The following is a 19,572-nucleotide window of genomic DNA, read 5'->3' as shown; positions in this document are numbered from 1 at the left end:
TCGCCCGACTCGCGCCTACATCGACTCCGGCGCCGCCACACCCAGCATCGCGAGGGCATTCGCGACAGTGTGCCGGGCGGCCGCAACGAGTGCGAGACGGGCCTCGCGAACCTCCGAATCGTCGGCGTTCAGCACCGGGCACTCCCGGTAGAAGGCGTTGAACGTCTCCGCGAACTCGCGGGTGTAGGTGGCGACGCGGTGGGGTTCGAGGTCGGTGGCCGCGCGGTCGACCACGCCCTCCAGTCGGGCGATGGTGTGGAGCAGGTCGCGCTCTTCGGGCGTGTCGAGGACGCTCGCGTCCACGTCGCCGACTGCGGTGTCCTCGATGGCGAGGCCGGCCTCGTCGAGGATGCCACAGCAGCGCGCGTGGACGTACTGGACGTACGGCGCGGACTGGGCCTCGAAGTCGAGCGCGCGGTCCCACTCGAAGGTGATGCCCTTCGTCGGTTGTTTGCTGACGATGTCGTAGCGGACGGCGCCGATGCCGACCTGCTGGGCGATGCGCTCCACGTCCTCGGCATCGAGGTCGTCGTCGCGGAGGCGGTCCTCCAGCCGGTCCTCGACCTCCTCGCGGGCCCGGTTGATGGACTCGTCGAGCAGGTCGTCGAGGTCCACGCCGGTCCCCTTGCGCGTGCTCATCCCGCCCTCGGGCAGGTCCACGTAGGAGTAGATGACGTTGCGGAGCTGGTCGGTGTCGTTGCCGAGCAGGTCGAGCGCCGCGCGGAGCTGGCCGGCCTGGAGCTTGTGGTCCTCACCGAGAACGGTCACGGCGCGGTCGTAGTTGTCGAACTTCCACTCGTGGTGCGCGAGGTCGCGGGTCGTGTACAGCGAGGTGCCGTCCGAGCGGAGGAAGACGAGGTTCTTCTCGAAGTCGGGCAGGTCGAGTTGCCAGGCCTCCTCCTCGTAGACCGCACAGTCCAGCTCCTGCAGGCGCTCGACTACGTCGTCCGTGTCGCCGTTGCGCATGAACCGCGTCTCCTTGACGAACTCGTCGAATTCCGCGGGGAGGCGTCCGAGACACTCCTGCATCCCGCCGAGGACGGTGTCGACGACCTCGCTCACGCGCTCGTAGGTCTCCTCGTCGCCGTCCTCGAGGCCCTGCAGGATGGCCTCGATTTCGGCCTCGGCCTCGTCGACTTCGGCGGGGTCGGCGTTCTCCAGGACGTCGTTGCCCTTGCGGTAGTAGCGGACCATCTCGTACTCCGCGCGGTCGCGCTCGGGGTCGGGGAGGTCCTCCTCGTCGAACCGCTCGTACGCCCAGGTGAAGACGGCCATCTGCCGCCCGGCGTCGTTGACGTAGTAGTGCCGGTCGACGTCGTAGCCGGCCGCGTCGAGCACGTTCGCGACCGCGTCACCGATGATTGGGTTGCGCGCCCGGCCGACGTGGACCGGGCCCGTCGGGTTGGCGGAGGTGTGCTCGACCACGACGGACGTATCGCGGTCGGGCAGGTGCCCCCAGTCCGGCGCCGTGGCGCCCTGCAGGGTGTCGGCGAGGTAGGCGTCGTCGGTGAAGAAGTTGAGATACGGGCCCTGCGCGCGGACCGCCGCGACGTACTCGTAGTCGGTGGCGTCGATGTGCTCGGCGAGTTCGCCCGCGACCTGCGGCGGCGGGGCCCCCGCCTCGCTCGCCAGTCGGAAGGCGACGCTGGAGGCCAGCGTCGCGTCCACCCCGTCTGGGGGGTCCTCCACCCCGAGGTCGTCGGTCGGGTAGCCCGCGGCGTCGAGCGCGTCCGCGACGGCGTCGCGGACGGACTCGCGGAATGCCAGGTACATACCGTCCGTTGCGGCGAGCGTCGGTAAATGGGTTTCCGAACGGCGGCCGGGGGAATCGCTCCGCAGGTCCACGGCCGTTGCCCGCCCTGCCGGCCCTCAGCGGAGGTTCTCGACCTCGCCCGTCTCGATGGCGTCGAGCGCGTCCTCGACGGTGAACCGCTCGCCGTCGACCTCGCAGGGGTAGAGCCTCGTCAGGGTCCCCTCCCGTTCGATGGCGAGGCAGGCCGGCGGGTACACGACGGTGCGGCTCCCGTCGGGGTTCGTCCAGCAGCGGAAGAACGGGTCGAGCCGCACTCCGAGGCGGCCCGCGACGGCCCGGTAGTGGTCGAACGCCTGTAGCGCGGCCGTCTCGACCATGGTCCCGGGGTCGGTGACGTGGTCGGGGCACTCGTGGACGGTCGTCTCGACGCCCGCCTCGGCGAGGACCGTCACGCGTTCGCGGAGGCGTGTCTGCTGTTCGTCTGCCTCCTCGTCCGCCTCCGGCGTGGTCGCGCGGACCCAGAGGGTCACCGTCACGCCCTCCGGGAGCGGCGGGGTCTCGGACTCGGCCTCGGGCGCCAGCCCTGCGGTCAGTGGACTCGCGGTCATGGTCGAGAGAAGGCGGTCCCCCATCAAGTAGTGGCTCGACGGCTCCCAGTTGCTGGGTTTCAGTCCGTCGTGCCCGGCAAGATTATCGGAGCGATAGGTCGGCGCGGCCCGGGCGGCCCTCAGCGGAGGTTCTCCGCGCCCCCGTCCTCGATGGCCGACAGTCCGTCCTCGATGGCGGCGTGGCCGCCGTCGACGTAGCAGGGGTAGAGGCCGGTGAGGTCGTCGTCGCGTTCGAGCGCGAGACACGCGACCGGGAAGCGGATGGTCCGGCTCCCGTCCGGGTTCGTCCGGCACTCGAAGAACGGGTCCAGTCGAACGCCCTGCATCCCCGCGACGGCCCGGTAGCGGTCGAACGCCTCGACCGCGGCCCGCTGGCGGTCCGTCGACGGGTCGGTCACGGTGTCGGGCCACTCCCGAACCTCGGTCGTCACGCCCGCCTCCGCGAACGCGGCGACGCGGGCCTCGATTCGGTCCTGGCGCTCCCGCGCCACGCTCGGTGCGGACCCGCGAAGCCACAGCGTCACCGTCACACTCTCGGACAGGGCCGGCGAGGCGTCCGCCACCGGCTGGTCGTCGGGAGCGGGCGCCATCCGCTCGGAGTCCGCGCTGTTCGCTGCCATACACTCGGCAACGTATCTCCACCATAAATAAGGTCGTAATGGGGGTAAATATACGGTGGTAGTAGAAATATCTGGACGATTGATTTGAAATATATCTTACCTTGGCTAGAGTAGGATATTCTGTGGCGTGGAAGGGCTAATGCGGATGGCGGGTAGAGGGGTTCGTATGAGTGACGTCGATTCCGGCCCGCGGCCACTGGTCCGACGCGCCGGCGAGGTCGAGTACGAGTCCGTGAGTGCCGCTGAGGGGATGCACAAGGGCGTCCTGGTCGGCGAGGACGATGGCGCGCCGAACCTCGCCATCCGGCGGTTCGTCCTCGACCCGGGCGCCGAGGTCCCGAAGCACACCAACGAGATCGAACACGAGCAGTACGTGCTGGAGGGTGAGTACGTCGTCGGTATCGGCGATGAGGAACACGTCGTCAGCGCGGGCGACTCGCTGCTCATCCCCGCTGGCACCGTCCACTGGTACCGCAACGAGGGCGACGAGGAAGGACGTTTCATCTGCGCGGTCCCGAGCGGCGACGACACCATCGACCTCGTCGACGAGTGACGCACACACCGTCGTCTCGGGTCGACGACGCCCGCCCGGACAGCCGACACGAGTGGGACTGAAACGGCGGGGGCTTTCAACAGGGTTCTGTCGTGGCTGTCGAACGAATCCCCCCTCGTTCTAGTGCGGACTCCGAACGCTGAAATCCCCCCTTCCCCTACCGCTATCCGTGTCACAGCAGGTCGCGTCGGTGGATACGCTCTTCCTCCATCAGCGGGACGAGGACGACTTCACGGTCGCCGCCATCCGGGACGGCGACCGCGTCTTCCGCGGGCGGCTCCAGCTGAAGGAGACGGATGCGGGCGCCCGGCCGGGCCGGTTCCGCGTCCTCCGCGGGGACGACGAGGAGCCGCGCTCCCCGGACCAGTTCGTCGATATCGCGCGCCGGGCGACGCGCATCCGCATCTCCGAGCAGACGGCGCCCGAGGCCCGCGAACGCCTGCGCGAGCTGTTCGCCGGCTATCAGCTCGACGACAAGACGAAGGCGGTCCGGACCTGCCGGAAGTGCGCGTCGGCGGGCCGGTACTCCCCGCTGACGAGCGAGCGGCAGATCGAGACGGACAACGAGTACATCTGCCCGGACTGTGCGATGCGGGAACTCGAACGCGAGGCCGAGTACCGGGGGCTCCGTTCGAGCGCCCGGGACCGGCTGGAGGAGCTCCTGCTGGACGTGGGCGACCTCGAACGCATCCGGAACCTCCTCTCGGGCAATCTGGACCCGGACCTGACGAAGTTCGACGAGATATCGGCGACCGTCGACGAGGTCGACCCCATCCCGGTGGACTCGCTCGGGCTCCATCCCGGGATGCAGTCGAAGCTGGAGAACCGGTTCGACTCGCTGCTCCCGGTGCAGTCGCTGGCGGTCGCCAACGGCGCCACGGAGGGCCAGGACCAGCTCGTCGTGAGCGCCACGGCGACCGGGAAGACGCTCGTCGGCGAGATGGCCGGTATCGACCGGGCGCTCAACGGCGAGGGGAAGATGCTGTTCCTCGTCCCGCTCGTCGCGCTGGCGAACCAGAAGTACGACGATTTCCAGGACGAGTACGGCGATGTCGTCGATGTCACGCTGCGCGTCGGGGCCTCCCGCGTCAACGATGACGGCGAGCGGTTCGACCCCGGGGCCGATGTCATCGTCGGCACCTACGAGGGTATCGACCACGCCCTCCGGACGGGTCGGAACCTCGGCGAGATCGGGACCGTCGTCATCGACGAGGTCCACACGCTCGGCGAGGAGGAGCGCGGCCACCGGCTGGACGGCCTCATCTCGCGGCTGAAGTACTACACGGAGACGCGGAACCAGGACACGCAGTGGGTCTACCTCTCGGCGACGGTCGGCAACCCCGAATCGCTGGCGAGGTCGCTGCAGGCTACCCTCATCGAGTTCGAGGAGCGGCCGGTACCCATCGAGCGCCACGTCACCTTCGCCGACGACCAGGAGAAGGTCGACATCGAGGACCGGCTGGTCAAGCGCGCGTTCGACACGAAATCGAGCAAGGGGTATCGCGGACAGACCATCATCTTCACCAACTCGCGGCGGCGGTGCCACGAGGTCTCGCGGCGGTTGCAGTACGATTCGGCGCCGTACCACGCCGGGCTCGATTACAAGCGCCGCAAGAAGGTCGAACGGCAGTTCGGCGACCAGGACCTCGCCGCGGTCGTCACGACGGCTGCGCTCGCAGCCGGGGTCGACTTCCCCGCCTCGCAGGTCATCTTCGACTCGCTGGCGATGGGTATCGAGTGGCTCTCGGTGCAGGAGTTCTCGCAGATGCTCGGGCGCGCGGGCCGCCCGGACTACCACGACAAGGGGACCGTCTACCTGCTCGTGGAGCCGGACGGCTCCTACCACAACTCGATGGAGATGACCGAGGACGAGGTGGCGTTCAAGCTCCTGAAGGGGGAGATGGAGCCGGTCGTGACGACCTACGACGAGGGCGCCGCCGTCGAGGAGACGCTGGCCAACCTCGTCGTGGGCGGCGACCAGGCGAAGCGGCTCAACGCCCGGATGGTCGGCGAGGTGCCGACGAAGCACGCCCTCGGGAAGCTGCTGGAGTACGACTTCATCAGCGGCCTCGAACCGACGGACATGGGGCAGGTCGTCTGCCGGCACTTCCTCGCGCCGGACCAGGCGTTCACGATGCTGGATGGCATCCGCAAGGGCCGCTCGCCCGACCAGCTCGTCGCCGACATCGAGCTGATGGACGAGCACTGACCGTTCGCTCTGCGCCACGCGCACGACTGGAGCCCCGGCACCGGGTCAACTGTACCACGCGTAGAACGTGTCGCCGCACTCCTTGCACGCTGCCTTCGTGTCCGGATAGGAGTTCATGTCCGGGGGCTCGACCTTCCGTATCTTCGTATCGGCGTCGGGTACGTTCACCAGCGCCTCCGCCCCACAGACCGGGCAGGCCGTGTTGCGAACGGGCATAGCTGTGGATTTTGCCCGGGACGCTGATAATACTGGGGTCGCCCTTGCGGAAGCTCGACAGTCCGCCGTCTGGCGGTTCCGACCTCCGTTCGGGGACGGATTGAAACCCGTCCCGTCCCAAGGGTGTGTATGAAGCTCTGCCCGTGCAAGCGCAGCGACCGCGGCGCCCGCTACGGCGCACAGACCGGCGCGTACCTCGGGACGAAGGTCGGTTCGAAACACGGCGGCCCCTTCGCGACCGGGTTCAACGCCGGGCTCGGGGCCGCGCTGGGCTACGTCGGCGGGAGCCTGCTCGACAGCGCCAGGCAGCAGGCGACGCCGACGGTTGTCCCGGACGGTGGCGAGGTCGTCGACGACGCAGTCCGGCCGACCGACGCGGTCGATGCGACCGGCGGGCCCGCCGACGGCCCGACCGACATCCCCGTCACCGAGGGCTCGCTGTTCGAGTAGTCGAGCGCAAGGGCTTCGGCGCTCGCGCCCGCAGGTCGGGACGTGTCAGCGGATGCCGACCCCGACCCACCCGAGTCGTTCCGTGTCGCCGCCGAGCAGTGCGCCGACTACTGGGACGACTACCCGCTCGACTTCACGCCCGAGTCGCTCCGGCATCTGGACTCGCTGGTCGACACGTACTACGGGCCCGAGGATGCGGCCGACGCTGCCGACAGCGACCCGGATGCCCTCTCCGGCGTGGCCGTCCAGTTCGGGAGCTACTTCGGCGAGACCCTGGTGCGGAGCCACGACGGCGAGTGGCAGCAGGGTCGGCTGAACTGGTCGGTTGCGCTGGAGGGCCCCGCCGGCGAGGCCACCGTGAACGTCTTCGGCGTCGCGGCCGGCGCACTGGCCGAACCCGCCGCCTTCTACGAGACGTACCGTGAGGTGGCCGAGGAGATCGGGCTGGTGTAGCGGTCGGAGGCCCCTACGGCGGCGTTATCGGCGGCGAGAACTCCGTCTCACGGTCCACGCTCGGCCATCCCAGCCCGACGCTGGTCAGTACTCCCAGTACCACGGGATACAGCAGCGGTACGCCGTTCACGGCCGCGGGAAGTCCGACCACCGTCACGAGTCCGAGTGGTTCCAGTGGAACGCCCACGGTCAGGTCGACGACGGAGAGGACGAGCAGCCAACCGAACGTGCAGGCTGCCACGACGACCGCCGCCGCTGCCGCCACGAGCCCAAGTGCCACGAGGTAGCCGGCCGCTCGGCCCGCCAGGCGGAACGGGACCGCGACCGCGCTGACCGCCAGGGAGACGAGTTCCGAGAGGCGCCCCATGCCCGGTGGATAGCGCTCGGCATCGATATATCTGTGGCACTGGGTAGCACGGTGCCGGTCCCCGGTCGGGTAGCGACGGCGCTAAACGACGGACGCCCCAACGGCGGGTATGCCAACGCTGGGGGATGCCCTCCTCTCGCGCTATCCGCGCTTCTCGCTGTACAACTCCCCGTATCCGGCGCACGACCTCGGCTGTGCGGTCGACCTGTATCCGGACCGTGACGACGACCTGGCGCCCTCGCCGGTTGCGGGGACCGTCCTCGACATCCAGGAGCGCCGCGTTCCCGAGAAGACGTACGCCGAGGCCACCGACACGGTCCTGCTCCTGTCGGTCGAGGAGGAGGCGACACCCGGCCTCACCCTCGACGGCAACGAGTACGACGAGGAGTGGGTCGCCCGGGTCCTCCACGTCGACCCTGCGGTGGCGCCGGGCGACCGGGTCGAGCCGGGGGAGCCGCTGGGTCGACTCGTCCGTTCGGGCTTCTTCGCGCCGTGGGTCGCCAACCACGTCCATCTCGAACTCCGGCATCGCGGCGCGAACCTGCTCCGGGCGCGTGGGTCGCCGCGGCTCTCGCTCGGCGCGGATGTCGGCATCACGCCCATCGGCTGGGACGGGCACGGTACCGTCGTCGAGGTCGGCGAGACGTACGTCCGGCTGGACCGCCCCGCGCATCCGGGCGACGGCTGGGCCGCCCTCGCCAGCGACGAGGGGCGCCCGCTGGATGGGGGGTTGCGCCACTACGCCGGCGGGGGGCGTTTCGGGTCGAACGCGCCCGCAGCCGGCGGCCGAGAGGAACCCGTCACCCTGCTCGGCCAGCGCGTCGGTGTCGCCCGCGACCGGGACGTGACGTGGGGCGACGTGGCGGTCCGCCTCGATGGGGAGCCGGTCACGGGCCTGTCGCTGTTCGTCGGCCGCGAGGAACTGGGCGCGAAGGTGGTCGCCCGCGGGCACGACCACGCCGTCGGGGATGAGGTCGTCGTGGACGTGGTTCCGACCGATGACCCGGCTCGACTGGGGTAGGTTCCGAATATCGCGTTCTATATCATTGTTCTCGGTTTAATTCTATTATAGTCCGTAAAGATATGTTAGTATCCAAATAAAGTTCTTATTCCTCTGATTACTCTGATTACTCGTCGCCGAGGTACTCCGTGGTTTCGATATTGCCGACCGATGCCAGCCCGGCCAGGACACTCGCACATTCCTCGCACAGCGGCTCCGTGACCGTTCCACCGTTGTGGACCGAGTACGTGCAGATGATGCTGGCAGCCTCGGAACAGTTCGCACAAACGTCGCTCATGAAGACTGCTTCTTGCAGGTGTTGATGGATTTATCTACGAATCCTGGAATTCGGGAACCAGGCCGGGATGGTCGTCGGGTCCCCGGCGTCGGGGCCTCGTCCGGGGCCCGTGGGCGTCTCAGTCGTCGGCGGGGGCGGTCTCCTCCCGGCCACCTCTCCCCCTGTCCAGTGTCTGTATCTCCCGCGAGAGCCGGTCGAGGTCGTAGTCAGCGGGCGCGACCCGCGTCGCGAGCGCCGCCAGCCCCAGCGAGACGACGGCCGCTCCGAGGAAACTGTAGAGGAACGACGCTTCGGGAAGCGCGCTCGCGCCCGGGAGCCCCGTGAGGACGCCGCGGGCGGTCGGGAAGAACAGGAGGCCGACGAGCAGCCCCGCGACGCTGGAGACGAGCAGCCCCCCGCCGGATAGCCGCGGGGTGTAGAGACCGGACAGTAGCGGGCCGAACGTCGCCGCCGCCAGCAGGTCCGCCGTGAGGAAGATGGCCAGGACGCTGTACTCCTGTGCGCCGATGACCGTCGCGGCGAGCGCGACGACCGCTGTGAGCCCGCGTGCGGCCGCCGTGAGTCGGTCGCCCGAGGGGTCGTCCAGCAACCGCGGCAGGTCCGAGGTGACGAGACTGGCGATGGCGTTGAACAGCGTGTCCGCCGAACTCGTCACCAGCAGCACTGCTACGAGGACGACGACCAGCACGACCCAGTCGGGGAACGACTGCTGGAGCAGGACGAAGAAGGCGATGGAGGCCTCGCCTTCGGCGAGCGCGCCGGTACCGGCCGCGAAGACACCGAACAGTCCGGCGAACAGCACCATCGGGACCACGAGTGCCGCGCCGAGGCCGAACCCGCGCCGGAGCGACGTGTCGTCGGCCGCGGCGTAGATTCGCTGCCACCACGCCTGGTTGACCAGTTCCGCGCCCACGACGGCGACCACGACGTAGACCCCGAACTGGAGCCCGGGGAGGAAGCCGAGGTCGAGGAGGTCTGGGTTCGAGGCGGTCGTCTCCCGGACGAGCTCGCCGGGGCCGCCGAGCGCGAAGACGGCGCCGGCGAAGCCCACCGCGACGAGCGGGAGCAGGACAGCCGTCTGTACCGTGTCGGTGACGATGCTCGCTCGCAGGCCGCCGTAGCCCGTGTACAGCAAGACGAACCCGCCGACGAGCGCGGCGGTCTGCCACGCCGGGACGCCCGCGACCAGCGAGAGCGCGCCCGCGATGCCGGTGAACTCGGCCGCGAGGAAGACGAACATGTAGGCGACGCTCACCACGAGCACGTACGCGTACGCTGCGGGCCCGTACCTGACGTAGGCGTACTCGGTCAGTGAGTGGCCCTCCGGAATCAGTTCGCGGATGCGTGGCCCCAGCTTCACGTACGCCAGCAGCGCGAGCGCGCTCCCGGCGGCGTAGCCCGCGACGGCGGTGATGCCGCCGAACGCGGCGCCGGCCTCGGCCGGCGAGAACAGAATCCACGCGCCCATGCTCGATGCCAGGACCGTGGCACCCATCCGGTAGCCGCCGACGCTGTCGCGGGCGCTGATGAACGACTCGACGCTCCCGTCGCCGCGGCTGTAGTAGATGCCGATGGCCGCGAAGACCGCGAGCGTGACGACGGTCGCACCCAGCGCCACCGTGCTGCTCACCGCCATCCGTGCATCCCTCCGTTCGCCGCCGAGGAGACTCCGTACATGGCTGGCTGGTCCACCCCACGAGGGTAAAATCTGGTGGTATAACTCGATTATATCTCGGGCGGAGAGACTGAAATGGGTGTTGAACCGTGCGGTGGGTTTAGCCACGGACCGGTCCGAGCGTGACGTATGGTCGCTATCGAGACGGAGTCGCTGACGAAGCAGTACGGGTCGGTCACGGCGGTTCGGTCGCTGGACCTGACTGTCGAGCGGGGCGAGGTGTTCGGCTTCCTCGGGCCGAACGGTGCGGGCAAGTCCACGACCATCGATCTGCTGCTGGGGTTCGCCGCCCCGAGCGACGGCACCGTCCGCGTGCTCGGTCGGGACCCGCACGCGGCGCCACGGGCCGTCCGCGAGCGGGTCGGCGTGGTCGCGGAGGGGACGGGCTTCTACGGGCGCGCCACCGCCCGCGACCACGTGCGACTGGCCATCGAGATGCAGCGGGCCGACGACGACGCCGAGGCGCTGCTGGAGCGCGTCGGCATCGCGGACGCGGCGGACCGCGCCGTCGACGGGTTCTCGACGGGGATGCGTCAGCGGCTGGCGCTGGCGCTCGCCCTCGTCAACGAGCCGGACCTGCTCGTCCTCGACGAGCCGCTGGCCGGTCTCGACCCCGAGGGGGCCCGCCGGGTCCGGCAGGTCGTCCGCGAGGAGCGCGACCGCGGTGCCGCGGTGTTCCTCTCCAGCCATATCACCGGGCAGGTCGAGACGCTCTGTGACCGGCTGGGCGTGCTGCACGGCGGAGAACTGGTCGCCGTCGACACCGTGGCCGGCCTCCGCGAGCGGCTGGACGGCCGTGCCGAGCACGTCGTCGTTGCGACGGCCGTCCCCGAGGGCGTCGACCTCTCCGCTCGCGACGGCGTGGTCCGGGCGGCGCGCGACGAGGGCCGGGTCCGGGTCCGCTGTGCGGACGCGGCGGTCACCGGGCCCGTCGTTACCGACCTGACAGCTGCCGGCGCGACCGTGACCCGGGTCGGACCGGCCGGCGCGTCGCTGGAGCGACTGTTCGTCGAACTCACGGGGGGTGCTGCCGCCGAGAGCGGACCGCCCGAGAGCGGACCGTCCAGGGCCGCCGACGCGACCACATCGGTCGCAACGGAGGTGCCCGACCCATGACGGCGACCACGCGCGTGCCGACCGTCACCCGCGAGGACCTCCGCCACGCGCGGCGGAGCCGGCTGGTGTGGGGTGCGCTCGTCCTGGTGGCGCTGCTCGTGCTTCCCACCTTCTGGAGCCGGACGGGGGCGCTCCGCGCAGTCGAGGGCGGGCCGCCACCGGCCGTCGAGGGCGTCCTGCTCGTCCCGGGCTACCTGTCGACGTACCTGTTCCTGGTGGTGGCTGCGCTGGCGTACGGTGCCGTCGCCGCCGAGCGCGAGTCCGGCTCCATCCGGCTGCTGCTCGGGCTCTCGGGCACCCGCCGTGACGTGCTCCTGGGGAAACTGCTGGCCCGTGTCGCGCTCCTCGTCGCCGTCTTCGCCACACTGCTGGTCGTCATGGCCGGGATGCTCGCCGTCAACGAGCGCCTGGCCGTCGTCCCGTTCCTGCTGGTCGGTGGGTGGGTGCTGCTGTACGGCGCCGCCTGGACCACGTTCGCGGTCGGGCTGTCGGCGGCGTTCGCCTCCCAGTACCGCGCGCTGGCCGCCATCGCCGGGACGTACGTCGTCCTGGCGTGGAACGCGCCGGTCTGGAAGGCGGTGCTGGAACCTGGACTCCGGGCGGTCCTGCCCTCTGCGCTGTCCGCCTACGTCCCGGCGCTCAACCCGACGCTGGCGCTGAGCGTGGTGAGTCGCTGGCTCGTGGCCGCCTCGACGCCGATGTCCGCCGAGGCCGGTGCCGGCCCGGCGGCCGTCTCGGCGCTGGTCCTGCTGGCGCTGGCTGCCGTCGGCCTGCTGGTCGGGGCCCGTCGGTTCGGGACCGCCGACATCGGGTGAACGCTGCCGCCCGTCCGGACTACTCCGACCCGTCCGCGAACCCGAACTCCGCGCGGAGTTCGCGCTCGATGGCAGCGACCAGGTCGTCGAGCACAGCCTCGAACCGCTCCCGGTCGCCCGGCTGGCCCGCCCGCTCGTACGGTTCGTCGGGCAACTCGACGCGGAACTCGCCGTCGCCCTCGTAGAACGGCTCGCTCCCCGACAGCACTCGCCGGTCGATGGGGCGCAGTACGGCGGAGTCGACCTCGCCGTGCAGGTCCTGATACGCGGCTGTGTACGCCGACTCCAGTTCCTCGAAATAGTGGACGTACTTGGCCTCGAACTTCTCGGGGTCGAACTCGGTCATACGGTGGCGTGGCGGCGCGCCCGGGAAACGGTTGTGGCGCGGGGCGAGCTCCGGACCAGCGCCCGAACGTCCGTCGCTTCGCTGGCGCTCGCGACGGCGTTCGGCCTACCGGCCGAACCGCCGCTGACGCTCCTGGAAATCCCGGACTGCCCGGAGGTAGTCGCGGTAGCGGAAGTCCCGCCAGTTGACGTCCGTGAAGTAGAGTTCCGAGTAGACGGACTGCCAGATCATGAAATCGGAGAGGCGCTCTGCGCCGGTCTTCAGGACGATATCCGGCGGTTCGGGGAAGACGAGTCGGTCCTCGATGTCGCTCTCGGTGATGTCCTCGGGGTCGAGGTCGCCCGCCTGCACCTCCTCGGCGACCCCCCGGACGGCGGCGGCGAACTCGTCGCGGCCGCCCAGCCCCATCGAGACGCGGATGGGTGTGTCGGCGCGCTCCTCGTCGCCCGGGCCCCGGACCGCGACCTCGCGGGGCGCCTCGACCTCGTCGAACGCCCGGCGCAGCGTCGGGACGGCGTCCTCGTCGATGACGCTCACGTAGACGGTGACGCGTTCGGCGCCGAGGTCGAACGCCCAGCCGAAGAAGTCCGCGAGCGTCTCGTAGGCGCCCGGCTCCAGGAGGTCCCGCTCCGTGATGACGAGCGCGACGTGGTCGGGCCGGTCGGCGTCGCTGGTGCGGATGCGTGCCTCGAGATACCGGTCGTAGATGCCCACGCCCGGGGATGACCACCCCCAGCCGTAAACCGTGTGCTTCCGGATTGGTGTGGCACGGTCGGGTAGCTCCACCATCCCTCGCACAGGAGATGGATGCGGGCGTGGGGCATCGGCGGTCAGTCCCTCGATTACGGGCCACCACTTATGAGTCAGCGACACTGATATCGATCAGTTTCCGAGTATCCGAATGAGCGCTATCGACGATACGGTTCACGTCCTCCACGTCGACGACGAGCCGGACCTGGCCGAACTGGTCGCGACGTATCTCGAACGCGAGGACGAACGGCTCACGGTCCGGACCGCGACGAGTGCCGACGAGGGGCTCGACACGCTGGCCGCCCACGACATCGAGTGTATCGTCTCGGACTACGACATGCCCGGCCGGAACGGCATCGCGTTCCTCGAGGCGGTCCGCGAGGAGTTCCCCGACCTCCCGTTCATCCTCTACACCGGGAAGGGGAGCGAGGAGGTCGCATCCGCGGCCATCTCGGCGGGCGTCACCGACTACCTCCAGAAGGGGAGCGGCACCGACCAGTACACTGTTCTCGCCAACCGGATTACCAACGCCGTCGAGTCGTACCGGTCACGGCGGGCGCTCGCCGCGCGGAACCGTGACCTGCGCCGGTACGAGCACATGATCAACTCGATGGAGGAGGCCGCCTGCATCTACGACGCGGACGGCCGGTTCGTGGTGGTGAACGAGTACCTGGCGGACTGGTACGACACGACCCGGGAGGCGCTCGAAGGGGAGTCGAGCAACCTCATCCCATCGGTCCGGGAACGGGGCGACGACGACCCGTATCGGGCGCTCCTCGACGGGCGGCGCGAGCAGCTCTCCGGCGAGGTCGAGGCGGAGGTCCCCGGACACGGGTACGCCGTGCTTGAGTACCAGCTGACCCCGCTGCTGGTCGACGGCGCCGTCGAGGGAGTCGTCGGCGTCGCCCGCGACATCACCGACAGCACGGAGCGCCAGGAGGAACTCCACCGGAACGAGCGGGCGATGGACGAGGCGCCGGTCGGCATCACCATCTCCGACCCCTCGCGGGAGGACAACCCGCTCATCTACGCGAACGACCGGTTCCGGGAGCTGACGGGGTACTCCGAGGCGGATGTCCGCGGGCGGAACTGTCGGCTCCTCCAGGGGGAGCACACCGACCCCGAGCCGGTCGCCGCGATGCGGGAGGCGATCGACGAGGAACGCCGCGTGACGGTCGAACTCCGGAACTACCGGAAGGACGGGACGGAGTTCTGGAACCGCGTCTCCATCGCCCCCGTGCGTGACGAGGACGGGACGGTCGTGAACTACGTCGGGTTCCAGCAGGACATCACCGACCGCAAGGAGCGCGAGCGCGAGCTCAGCCGGACTGAACGCCGCTATCAGGCGGTCTTCGACGACCCGAACATCCTCGTCGGGCTGCTCGACACGGACGGGACCGTGCTCGATATCAACCGAACCGCGATGGAGTACGTCGATGTCACGTCCGACGAGCTCGTGGGCACCCCGTTCTGGGAGACGCCGTGGTTCGCCCATTCGGCGTCCGTCCAGGAGGAGGTCCGGGAGTGGATCGACCGCGCACTGCGGGGCGAGTACGTCGAGTTCGAGGCCGACCTCCTGCGGCCCGACGGCGAGCCCTACACGATAGAGGGCGTGTTCAGACCGGTCACGAACGACGACGGGGATGTCGTCTCCCTCCTCATCTCGGACCGTGATGTCACCGAACGGAAACAGCGGGAGCGCGAACTGGAGCAGTACGGCGCGTACCTCAAGGAGTCGACCGACATCATCACCGTGCTCGACGAGTCCGGGGTGATAGAGTACCAGAGCCCCGCCGTCGAGCGGGTCCTTGGCTACGAGCAGTCGGAGCTGGTCGGCCAGGACGGGTTCGACCTCGTCCACCCCGACGACGTGCCACAGATGCGCGAGGCGTTCGCTGACCTCGTCTCCGCCCCCGACGCCACGGTCACCGTCGAGTGCCGGTTCCGGACGGCCGCCGACGAGTGGCGCTGGCTCGAGGTCCACGGCACGAACCAGCTCGACCACGACGCCATCGAGGGCATCGTGACGAACAGCCGGGATATCACCGAGCGGGTCGAGCGCGAGCAGGCCGTCCAGCGGGAACGCGACCGGCTCGACGAGTTCGCCGGCGTCGTCAGCCACGACCTCCGGACCCCCCTGAACGTCGTCGAGGGGCGGCTGGAGATGGCACGGGAGGAGTGCGACAGCGAGCATCTGGACGCCATCGACACCGCGGTCGACCGGATGGGGCGCATCATCGAGGACGTGCTCTGGCTGGCCCGCAAGGGGCGGGAGGTCGGGTCGATGGACGCCGTCGCGGTCCAGGACGCCGCCAACGCCGCGTGGGAGCTGGTGGCGGACGAGGCGGACCGGGCCGAGCTTCGCTTCGCCGACGAGAACCTCGCCGGAGCCACCATCGAGGCCGACCGCGACCGCCTCCGGCAGCTCCTGGAGAACCTGCTGCGGAACGCGCTCGAACACGGTGGTGACGACGTGACCGTCGCCGTCGGTGCGCTGGACGACGGCTTCTACGTCGAGGACGACGGTCCCGGTATCCCGGCGTCGTCGCGCGATGACGTGTTCGCCGCCGGCTACTCAACCGGCCAGGAGGGAACCGGATTCGGGCTCACCATCGTCAAGCAGGTGGCCGACGCCCACGGCTGGGACATCCGCGTCTCCGAGGGCACCGAGGGTGGCGCCCGGTTCGAGATCACCGGCGTCACGTTCATCGCCGAGTAGCCGGGTATCGGGGCCGCCAGCCACCGGCCGACGGACGACCGCTTCGCGAGGTGGTCGAGAGGACCAGCCTGTTGTAAGGTAGTCCGGAGCACCATCGCCTTCGAAAGCCGGTCCGATGGACCAGCCTGTTCGGGAGCGTTAAGTGCGCGTCGCGGGAACGGGCGGGTCGTGACGGGGAACGTGCGGCGGGCGGGGGCGTATGCCCTCGTCGGCTCGCTGGCGCTGGTGGTACCGGTGCTCGCCGGACGGGGGCTCGACCCCCTGACCACCGCCGGTGCTGCGGCACTCCCCTTCGTCGCGGTCGGGCTGGCCGCGCTGTACGTCGTCGACGAGGGGCCGCTGTTCGACCTGCTGGCGCGCCCGGGCGACTACGAGGAGGGGCGGCTGTTCGGCCTCGCGGCCTTCGCCTTCGCCTGCGCGGGCCTCGCGCTGCTCGTCCCGCTCCGGCAGTTCGGCCTCCCGCCGACGGCGTTCGTCGGCAGCGTGGCCGCCCTGGTCGTCGGGAACGTGACCGCCGAACTCGTCCGGCTCCGGACGACCGACCCGTTCGCCGTGACGACGGGCTTCACCCTCGGTGGGCTGGTGGCCGCGGTGGCGGCCTTCCTCGCCGTGGGGGAGATCGCCGGCGGACGGCTCGCACTCCCACTCGTGGCGTTCCTCGCGGCGGTCGCCGCGCTCGCGGCGGCGCTCCTGCGGGCCGCGCTGTTCGAGCGCGACGACCCGCTCGTCCTCGTCTCCGTGGCGCTGTTGCTGTGGGGCTTTCTCGAACTCGGTATCGCCGCACCCACGATACGCGTCGGTGTCGGTATCGGCGTCTCGGCGCTGCTGGGCTACGTCGCGTTCGCGCTCGGAACCGCCTCGCTCACCGGGATGCTGACGGGCGTGCTGCTCGCGCTGCTGGCCATCGTGCTCGGCGGCTACGGCTGGTTCGCGCTCCTGATAACCTTCTTCGGGCTCGGTGGGCTCTCCTCGAAGTTCCGCTACGAGGAGAAGGCCGCACGCGGCATCGCCGAGGACAACGAGGGCGCCCGCGGTGGCGGGAACGTCCTCGCCAACTCGGCGGTCGCGCTGGTCGCCGTGGTCCTGTTCGCGGCCTCCGCGCGGGTGGGGATGCCGCCCGAACTGTTCCGGTACGCGTTCGCCGGGAGCGTCGCCACCGCGATGGCCGACACCCTCTCGAGCGAGATCGGTGGCCTGTTCGACGGGCCGCGGCTGGTCACGACGCTCGAACGCGTCGAGCCCGGCACCGACGGCGCGGTCACCTGGCAGGGCCAGGTCGCGGGGCTCGCCGGGGCCGGCATCATCGCGGGCATCGCCGCGGTCTTCTTCGACCTCGGTCCGGTCGCGACCGGTCTCGTCGTCGTGGGCGGGTTCGCCGGCACGCTCGCCGACAGCCTGCTCGGCGCCACGCTGGAGGGGCCGGTGCTGGGCAACCAGGGGGTCAACCTGCTCGCCACGCTCGCCGGCGCCATCGTCAGCGCGGCGCTCGCGCTCGCGCTGGGTCTGGCATGAGTGACGGCCCCGACGGCCCCGTGCCGGCGGCCCCGACGGTCCGCGCCGCCCGGGACGACGACCGCTCGCGACTGCTGGCTATCCAGGCAGCGGCGTTTCCCGACCCCCAGCGGACGTTACTGCGGAGCGCCGTCCGCGCGAGACTCGCGCTGGTCGCGGTCGACGGCCCGGTCGCGTCCGGCGGCGGCGTCGCTGCCCCGGACCCGGTCGGCTACGCGCTGTTCACGGCCGACGGGGACTCCGTGTACGTGGCCGAGCTGGCCGTTTCCCCGGGCCACCGGCGCCGGGGCCATGGTGCCCGGCTGCTGGCCGCGGTGGCCGCCCGGTACCCGGACCGCGAGCAACTGCGGCTCACCACCCGGGCCGACAACGAGGCCGCGCGGTCGTTCTACGCGTCGCTGGGCTTCCGCGAGGTCGAGGAACTGCCGGGGTACTACGGGGACGAGGATGCCGACGGTCCCGACCCGGCCGACGGCGTGTTACTGGTCCGCGACCTCGAGTAGGTCGTCGGTGGTGCGGATGCGGACGCCGGTCGGTCGCTTGACGAGCTCGCCGAGCGAGGACGCGACGATCTGGTCGACACCACGCTGGGCACAGACGTCGAGGAGTCGCTGGCTCAGTTCGCCGTCGAGGACGACGGCCGTCGGAACCGGGTCGGCGTCCTCCACGCGGCCGAACGCCTCGTCGACGGGGGCGACCGCGAGCGCCGCCATCTCGCCGTCGAGCAGCCGGACCTCCCCGGTACCGACAGTGGCGCGGACGTGCCCCCGGAGGGTCTCCGGTTCGTCGGGTTCATGCTCCTCGCTCTCGGCCTCCGTGTCGTCGTCGACCGCTGCCTCGGTGTCGGCCGCGCTCTCGCCGACCGCTTCCTCGTCGGTCGCCGTTCCCTCTGCCTCCGCATCGGCGACACCTGCCCCGTCCGTGTCCGGCTCGTCGACGAGTGGCTGGTCGGCCTCGGGGGCCGCACACTCGTTTGCGGGCGGCCCGGTCTCGAGGTCCGCGGGCGCCTCCGGAATCGACTCGTCCGGCGTGGACGGGGCTGTCGGTGGCGTCTCCGTGGCGGCTGTCGTCCCGGCGGTGGCGTCCTCGCTGTCGGGGGCGGGCCGGCTCGATCCGTCGGTGGCGGCGACCTCGTGCGCGCCGGCCTCGCGGTCGGCGATGGTCTCGTACGGGACCTTGTCACGGAGCGCAGCCATCACCTCGTGGCGCGAGAGGTCCTCGACGGACTGGCCCTCGGGGGCGAACGCGACGTAGTCGACCTCGCCAACCTGGACCAGTTCCTTCAGGATGAGGTCGCCACCGCGATCGCCGTCGAGGAAGGCCGTGACGGTCTTGTGTCGGGTCAGGTCGGCCACCTCCTCGGGGACGTTCGTCCCCTCGACGGCGACGGCGTTCTTGATGCCGTAGCCCAGCAGCTGGGTCACGTCCGCGCGCCCCTCGACGACGATGACGGCGTCGCTGTCGCCGACGTTGGGGCCGGCGGGGTAGCCCTCGTACTCGGCCATGTCCTCGACGCGGATGGAGCGCCGGACCTCCTCTACGAGTTCCTCCGAGGACATCATCGCGCCCTCGAACGCCTCGCCGAGCAGCTCCTTGGCCCGGTCGACCACCTCGCGGCGCTTGGCGGCTCGGACATCCTCGATACTGGTGACCTCGAGGTCAGCCCGGCAGGGGCCGACCCGGTCGATGGTTTCCAGCCCCGCGGCGAGGATGGCCGTCTCGACCTTGTCGAGGCTGGTGGCGATGGTCAGGTGGCCGAAGGACTGGCCGCCCTCGGAGTCGATCTCGACGTCGATGCGGCCGACCTTCGAGGACTCCTGGAGGTCCCGTAAATCGAGGTCGTCGCCCAGGAGGCCCTCGGTCTGTCCGAAGACCGCCCCGACGACGTCGTTCCGTTCGACCACTCCGTCGGCGCTGATGCGTGCGTGGATGAGGTATTTGGCTGTATCCGGCATGTGCGAACTGCCCCGGCGTGGGGCTGGTTGGTGAACCGCGTGATGGTGAACCGCGTGATGGTGAACCGCGTGATGGTGATGCGCCCATGAGTGGCCCCATGTGCAACTGTTCGTCACGCACTCGACGGTTAAAAGGGTCGGCACGATGCCGACGCCA

At 70.1% G+C, this 19,572-nt stretch carries 20 protein-coding genes; 10 read left to right on the top strand and 10 right to left on the bottom strand.

Annotated elements, in window-relative coordinates:
• Positions 1–15: 15 nt before the first annotated feature.
• From argS to NL115_RS05790, 3 genes are all read right to left on the bottom strand, one after another.
• Complete coding sequence (argS, locus tag NL115_RS05800) at positions 16–1,773, bottom strand: arginine--tRNA ligase (RefSeq protein ID WP_254832250.1); 1,758 nt, start codon at positions 1,771–1,773, stop codon at positions 16–18.
• 96 nt (positions 1,774–1,869) lie between these two features.
• Entirely contained in the window at positions 1,870–2,361 is a 492-nt protein-coding gene (locus NL115_RS05795; protein WP_254832249.1) for an HTH domain-containing protein, read from the bottom strand.
• A 119-nt stretch (positions 2,362–2,480) separates the two neighbouring features.
• Positions 2,481–2,981, bottom strand: a complete 501-nt coding sequence (locus NL115_RS05790; RefSeq protein WP_254823830.1) for an HTH domain-containing protein — start codon at positions 2,979–2,981, stop codon at positions 2,481–2,483.
• A gap of 166 nt (positions 2,982–3,147) precedes the next feature.
• Here NL115_RS05790 and NL115_RS05785 point away from each other — a divergent pair, with 166 nt between their 5' ends.
• Together NL115_RS05785 and NL115_RS05780 are read left to right on the top strand one after the other, a co-directional pair.
• Positions 3,148–3,534, top strand: coding sequence for a cupin domain-containing protein (locus NL115_RS05785; protein WP_254832248.1), 387 nt, complete (start codon positions 3,148–3,150; stop codon positions 3,532–3,534).
• A gap of 169 nt (positions 3,535–3,703) precedes the next feature.
• On the top strand, positions 3,704–5,743 hold the full coding sequence (locus tag NL115_RS05780) for a DEAD/DEAH box helicase (RefSeq protein WP_254832247.1): 2,040 nt from the start codon (positions 3,704–3,706) through the stop codon (positions 5,741–5,743).
• A gap of 45 nt (positions 5,744–5,788) precedes the next feature.
• On the opposite strand, the gene NL115_RS05775 is transcribed toward NL115_RS05780, so the two are convergent.
• Entirely contained in the window at positions 5,789–5,959 is a 171-nt protein-coding gene (locus tag NL115_RS05775; RefSeq protein ID WP_254832246.1) for a hypothetical protein, read from the bottom strand.
• A 129-nt stretch (positions 5,960–6,088) separates the two neighbouring features.
• Between NL115_RS05775 and NL115_RS05770 the strand changes: the two genes are divergently transcribed.
• The gene (locus NL115_RS05770; RefSeq protein WP_254832245.1) at positions 6,089–6,409 is read left to right on the top strand and encodes a hypothetical protein; all 321 of its coding nucleotides are present in this window, start codon (positions 6,089–6,091) and stop codon (positions 6,407–6,409) included.
• 42 nt (positions 6,410–6,451) lie between these two features.
• On the top strand, positions 6,452–6,862 hold the full coding sequence (locus NL115_RS05765) for a hypothetical protein (protein ID WP_254832244.1): 411 nt from the start codon (positions 6,452–6,454) through the stop codon (positions 6,860–6,862).
• Positions 6,863–6,875: 13 nt separating this feature from the next.
• Here NL115_RS05765 and NL115_RS05760 read toward each other — a convergent pair whose 3' ends face one another.
• Complete coding sequence (locus NL115_RS05760) at positions 6,876–7,229, bottom strand: hypothetical protein (protein ID WP_254832243.1); 354 nt, start codon at positions 7,227–7,229, stop codon at positions 6,876–6,878.
• A 109-nt stretch (positions 7,230–7,338) separates the two neighbouring features.
• Here NL115_RS05760 and NL115_RS05755 point away from each other — a divergent pair, with 109 nt between their 5' ends.
• Complete coding sequence (locus NL115_RS05755) at positions 7,339–8,250, top strand: DUF8155 domain-containing protein (RefSeq protein WP_254832242.1); 912 nt, start codon at positions 7,339–7,341, stop codon at positions 8,248–8,250.
• A 106-nt stretch (positions 8,251–8,356) separates the two neighbouring features.
• On the opposite strand, the gene NL115_RS05750 is transcribed toward NL115_RS05755, so the two are convergent.
• Together NL115_RS05750 and NL115_RS05745 are read right to left on the bottom strand one after the other, a co-directional pair.
• A complete protein-coding gene (locus tag NL115_RS05750) occupies positions 8,357–8,527 on the bottom strand; it encodes a hypothetical protein (protein ID WP_254832241.1) in 171 nt (56 codons plus the stop codon).
• A gap of 118 nt (positions 8,528–8,645) precedes the next feature.
• Entirely contained in the window at positions 8,646–10,163 is a 1,518-nt protein-coding gene (locus NL115_RS05745; protein ID WP_254832240.1) for a sodium:solute symporter family transporter, read from the bottom strand.
• A 168-nt stretch (positions 10,164–10,331) separates the two neighbouring features.
• Between NL115_RS05745 and NL115_RS05740 the strand changes: the two genes are divergently transcribed.
• Positions 10,332–11,318 (top strand): ABC transporter ATP-binding protein, encoded by a 987-nt coding sequence (locus NL115_RS05740; RefSeq protein ID WP_254832239.1) that lies wholly within the window; start codon positions 10,332–10,334, stop codon positions 11,316–11,318.
• The gene (locus NL115_RS05735) at positions 11,315–12,133 is read left to right on the top strand and encodes an ABC transporter permease (protein WP_254832238.1); all 819 of its coding nucleotides are present in this window, start codon (positions 11,315–11,317) and stop codon (positions 12,131–12,133) included. Before NL115_RS05740 ends, NL115_RS05735 begins: the two co-directional genes overlap by 4 nt.
• Before the next feature lie 19 nt (positions 12,134–12,152).
• Here NL115_RS05735 and NL115_RS05730 read toward each other — a convergent pair whose 3' ends face one another.
• Together NL115_RS05730 and NL115_RS05725 are read right to left on the bottom strand one after the other, a co-directional pair.
• The gene (locus NL115_RS05730) at positions 12,153–12,479 is read right to left on the bottom strand and encodes a DUF5783 family protein (protein ID WP_254832237.1); all 327 of its coding nucleotides are present in this window, start codon (positions 12,477–12,479) and stop codon (positions 12,153–12,155) included.
• 105 nt (positions 12,480–12,584) lie between these two features.
• Positions 12,585–13,193, bottom strand: coding sequence for an undecaprenyl diphosphate synthase family protein (locus NL115_RS05725; protein WP_254832236.1), 609 nt, complete (start codon positions 13,191–13,193; stop codon positions 12,585–12,587).
• 187 nt (positions 13,194–13,380) lie between these two features.
• Here NL115_RS05725 and NL115_RS05720 point away from each other — a divergent pair, with 187 nt between their 5' ends.
• The 3 genes from NL115_RS05720 to NL115_RS05710 all read left to right on the top strand — a co-directional run bounded on the left by NL115_RS05720 (position 13,381) and on the right by NL115_RS05710 (position 17,963).
• Positions 13,381–15,948: a PAS domain S-box protein gene (locus NL115_RS05720; protein ID WP_254832235.1), complete on the top strand. Its 2,568-nt coding sequence runs from the start codon at positions 13,381–13,383 to the stop codon at positions 15,946–15,948.
• 168 nt (positions 15,949–16,116) lie between these two features.
• The gene (locus tag NL115_RS05715) at positions 16,117–17,460 is read left to right on the top strand and encodes a DUF92 domain-containing protein (RefSeq protein WP_254832234.1); all 1,344 of its coding nucleotides are present in this window, start codon (positions 16,117–16,119) and stop codon (positions 17,458–17,460) included.
• On the top strand, positions 17,457–17,963 hold the full coding sequence (locus NL115_RS05710) for a GNAT family N-acetyltransferase (RefSeq protein WP_254832233.1): 507 nt from the start codon (positions 17,457–17,459) through the stop codon (positions 17,961–17,963). The genes NL115_RS05715 and NL115_RS05710 overlap by 4 nt, the downstream gene beginning before the upstream one ends.
• Here NL115_RS05710 and dnaG read toward each other — a convergent pair.
• The gene (dnaG, locus tag NL115_RS05705) at positions 17,940–19,415 is read right to left on the bottom strand and encodes a DNA primase DnaG (RefSeq protein ID WP_254832232.1); all 1,476 of its coding nucleotides are present in this window, start codon (positions 19,413–19,415) and stop codon (positions 17,940–17,942) included. The genes NL115_RS05710 and dnaG overlap by 24 nt on opposite strands.
• Between the last annotated feature and the right edge of the window lie 157 nt (positions 19,416–19,572).

Origin of the sequence: Haloglomus salinum, from assembly GCF_024298825.1 — an archaeon.
GTDB classification, from domain to species: Archaea; Halobacteriota; Halobacteria; order Halobacteriales; family Haloarculaceae; genus Haloglomus; species Haloglomus salinum.
This window is presented reverse-complemented; position numbering and strand designations above follow the sequence as displayed.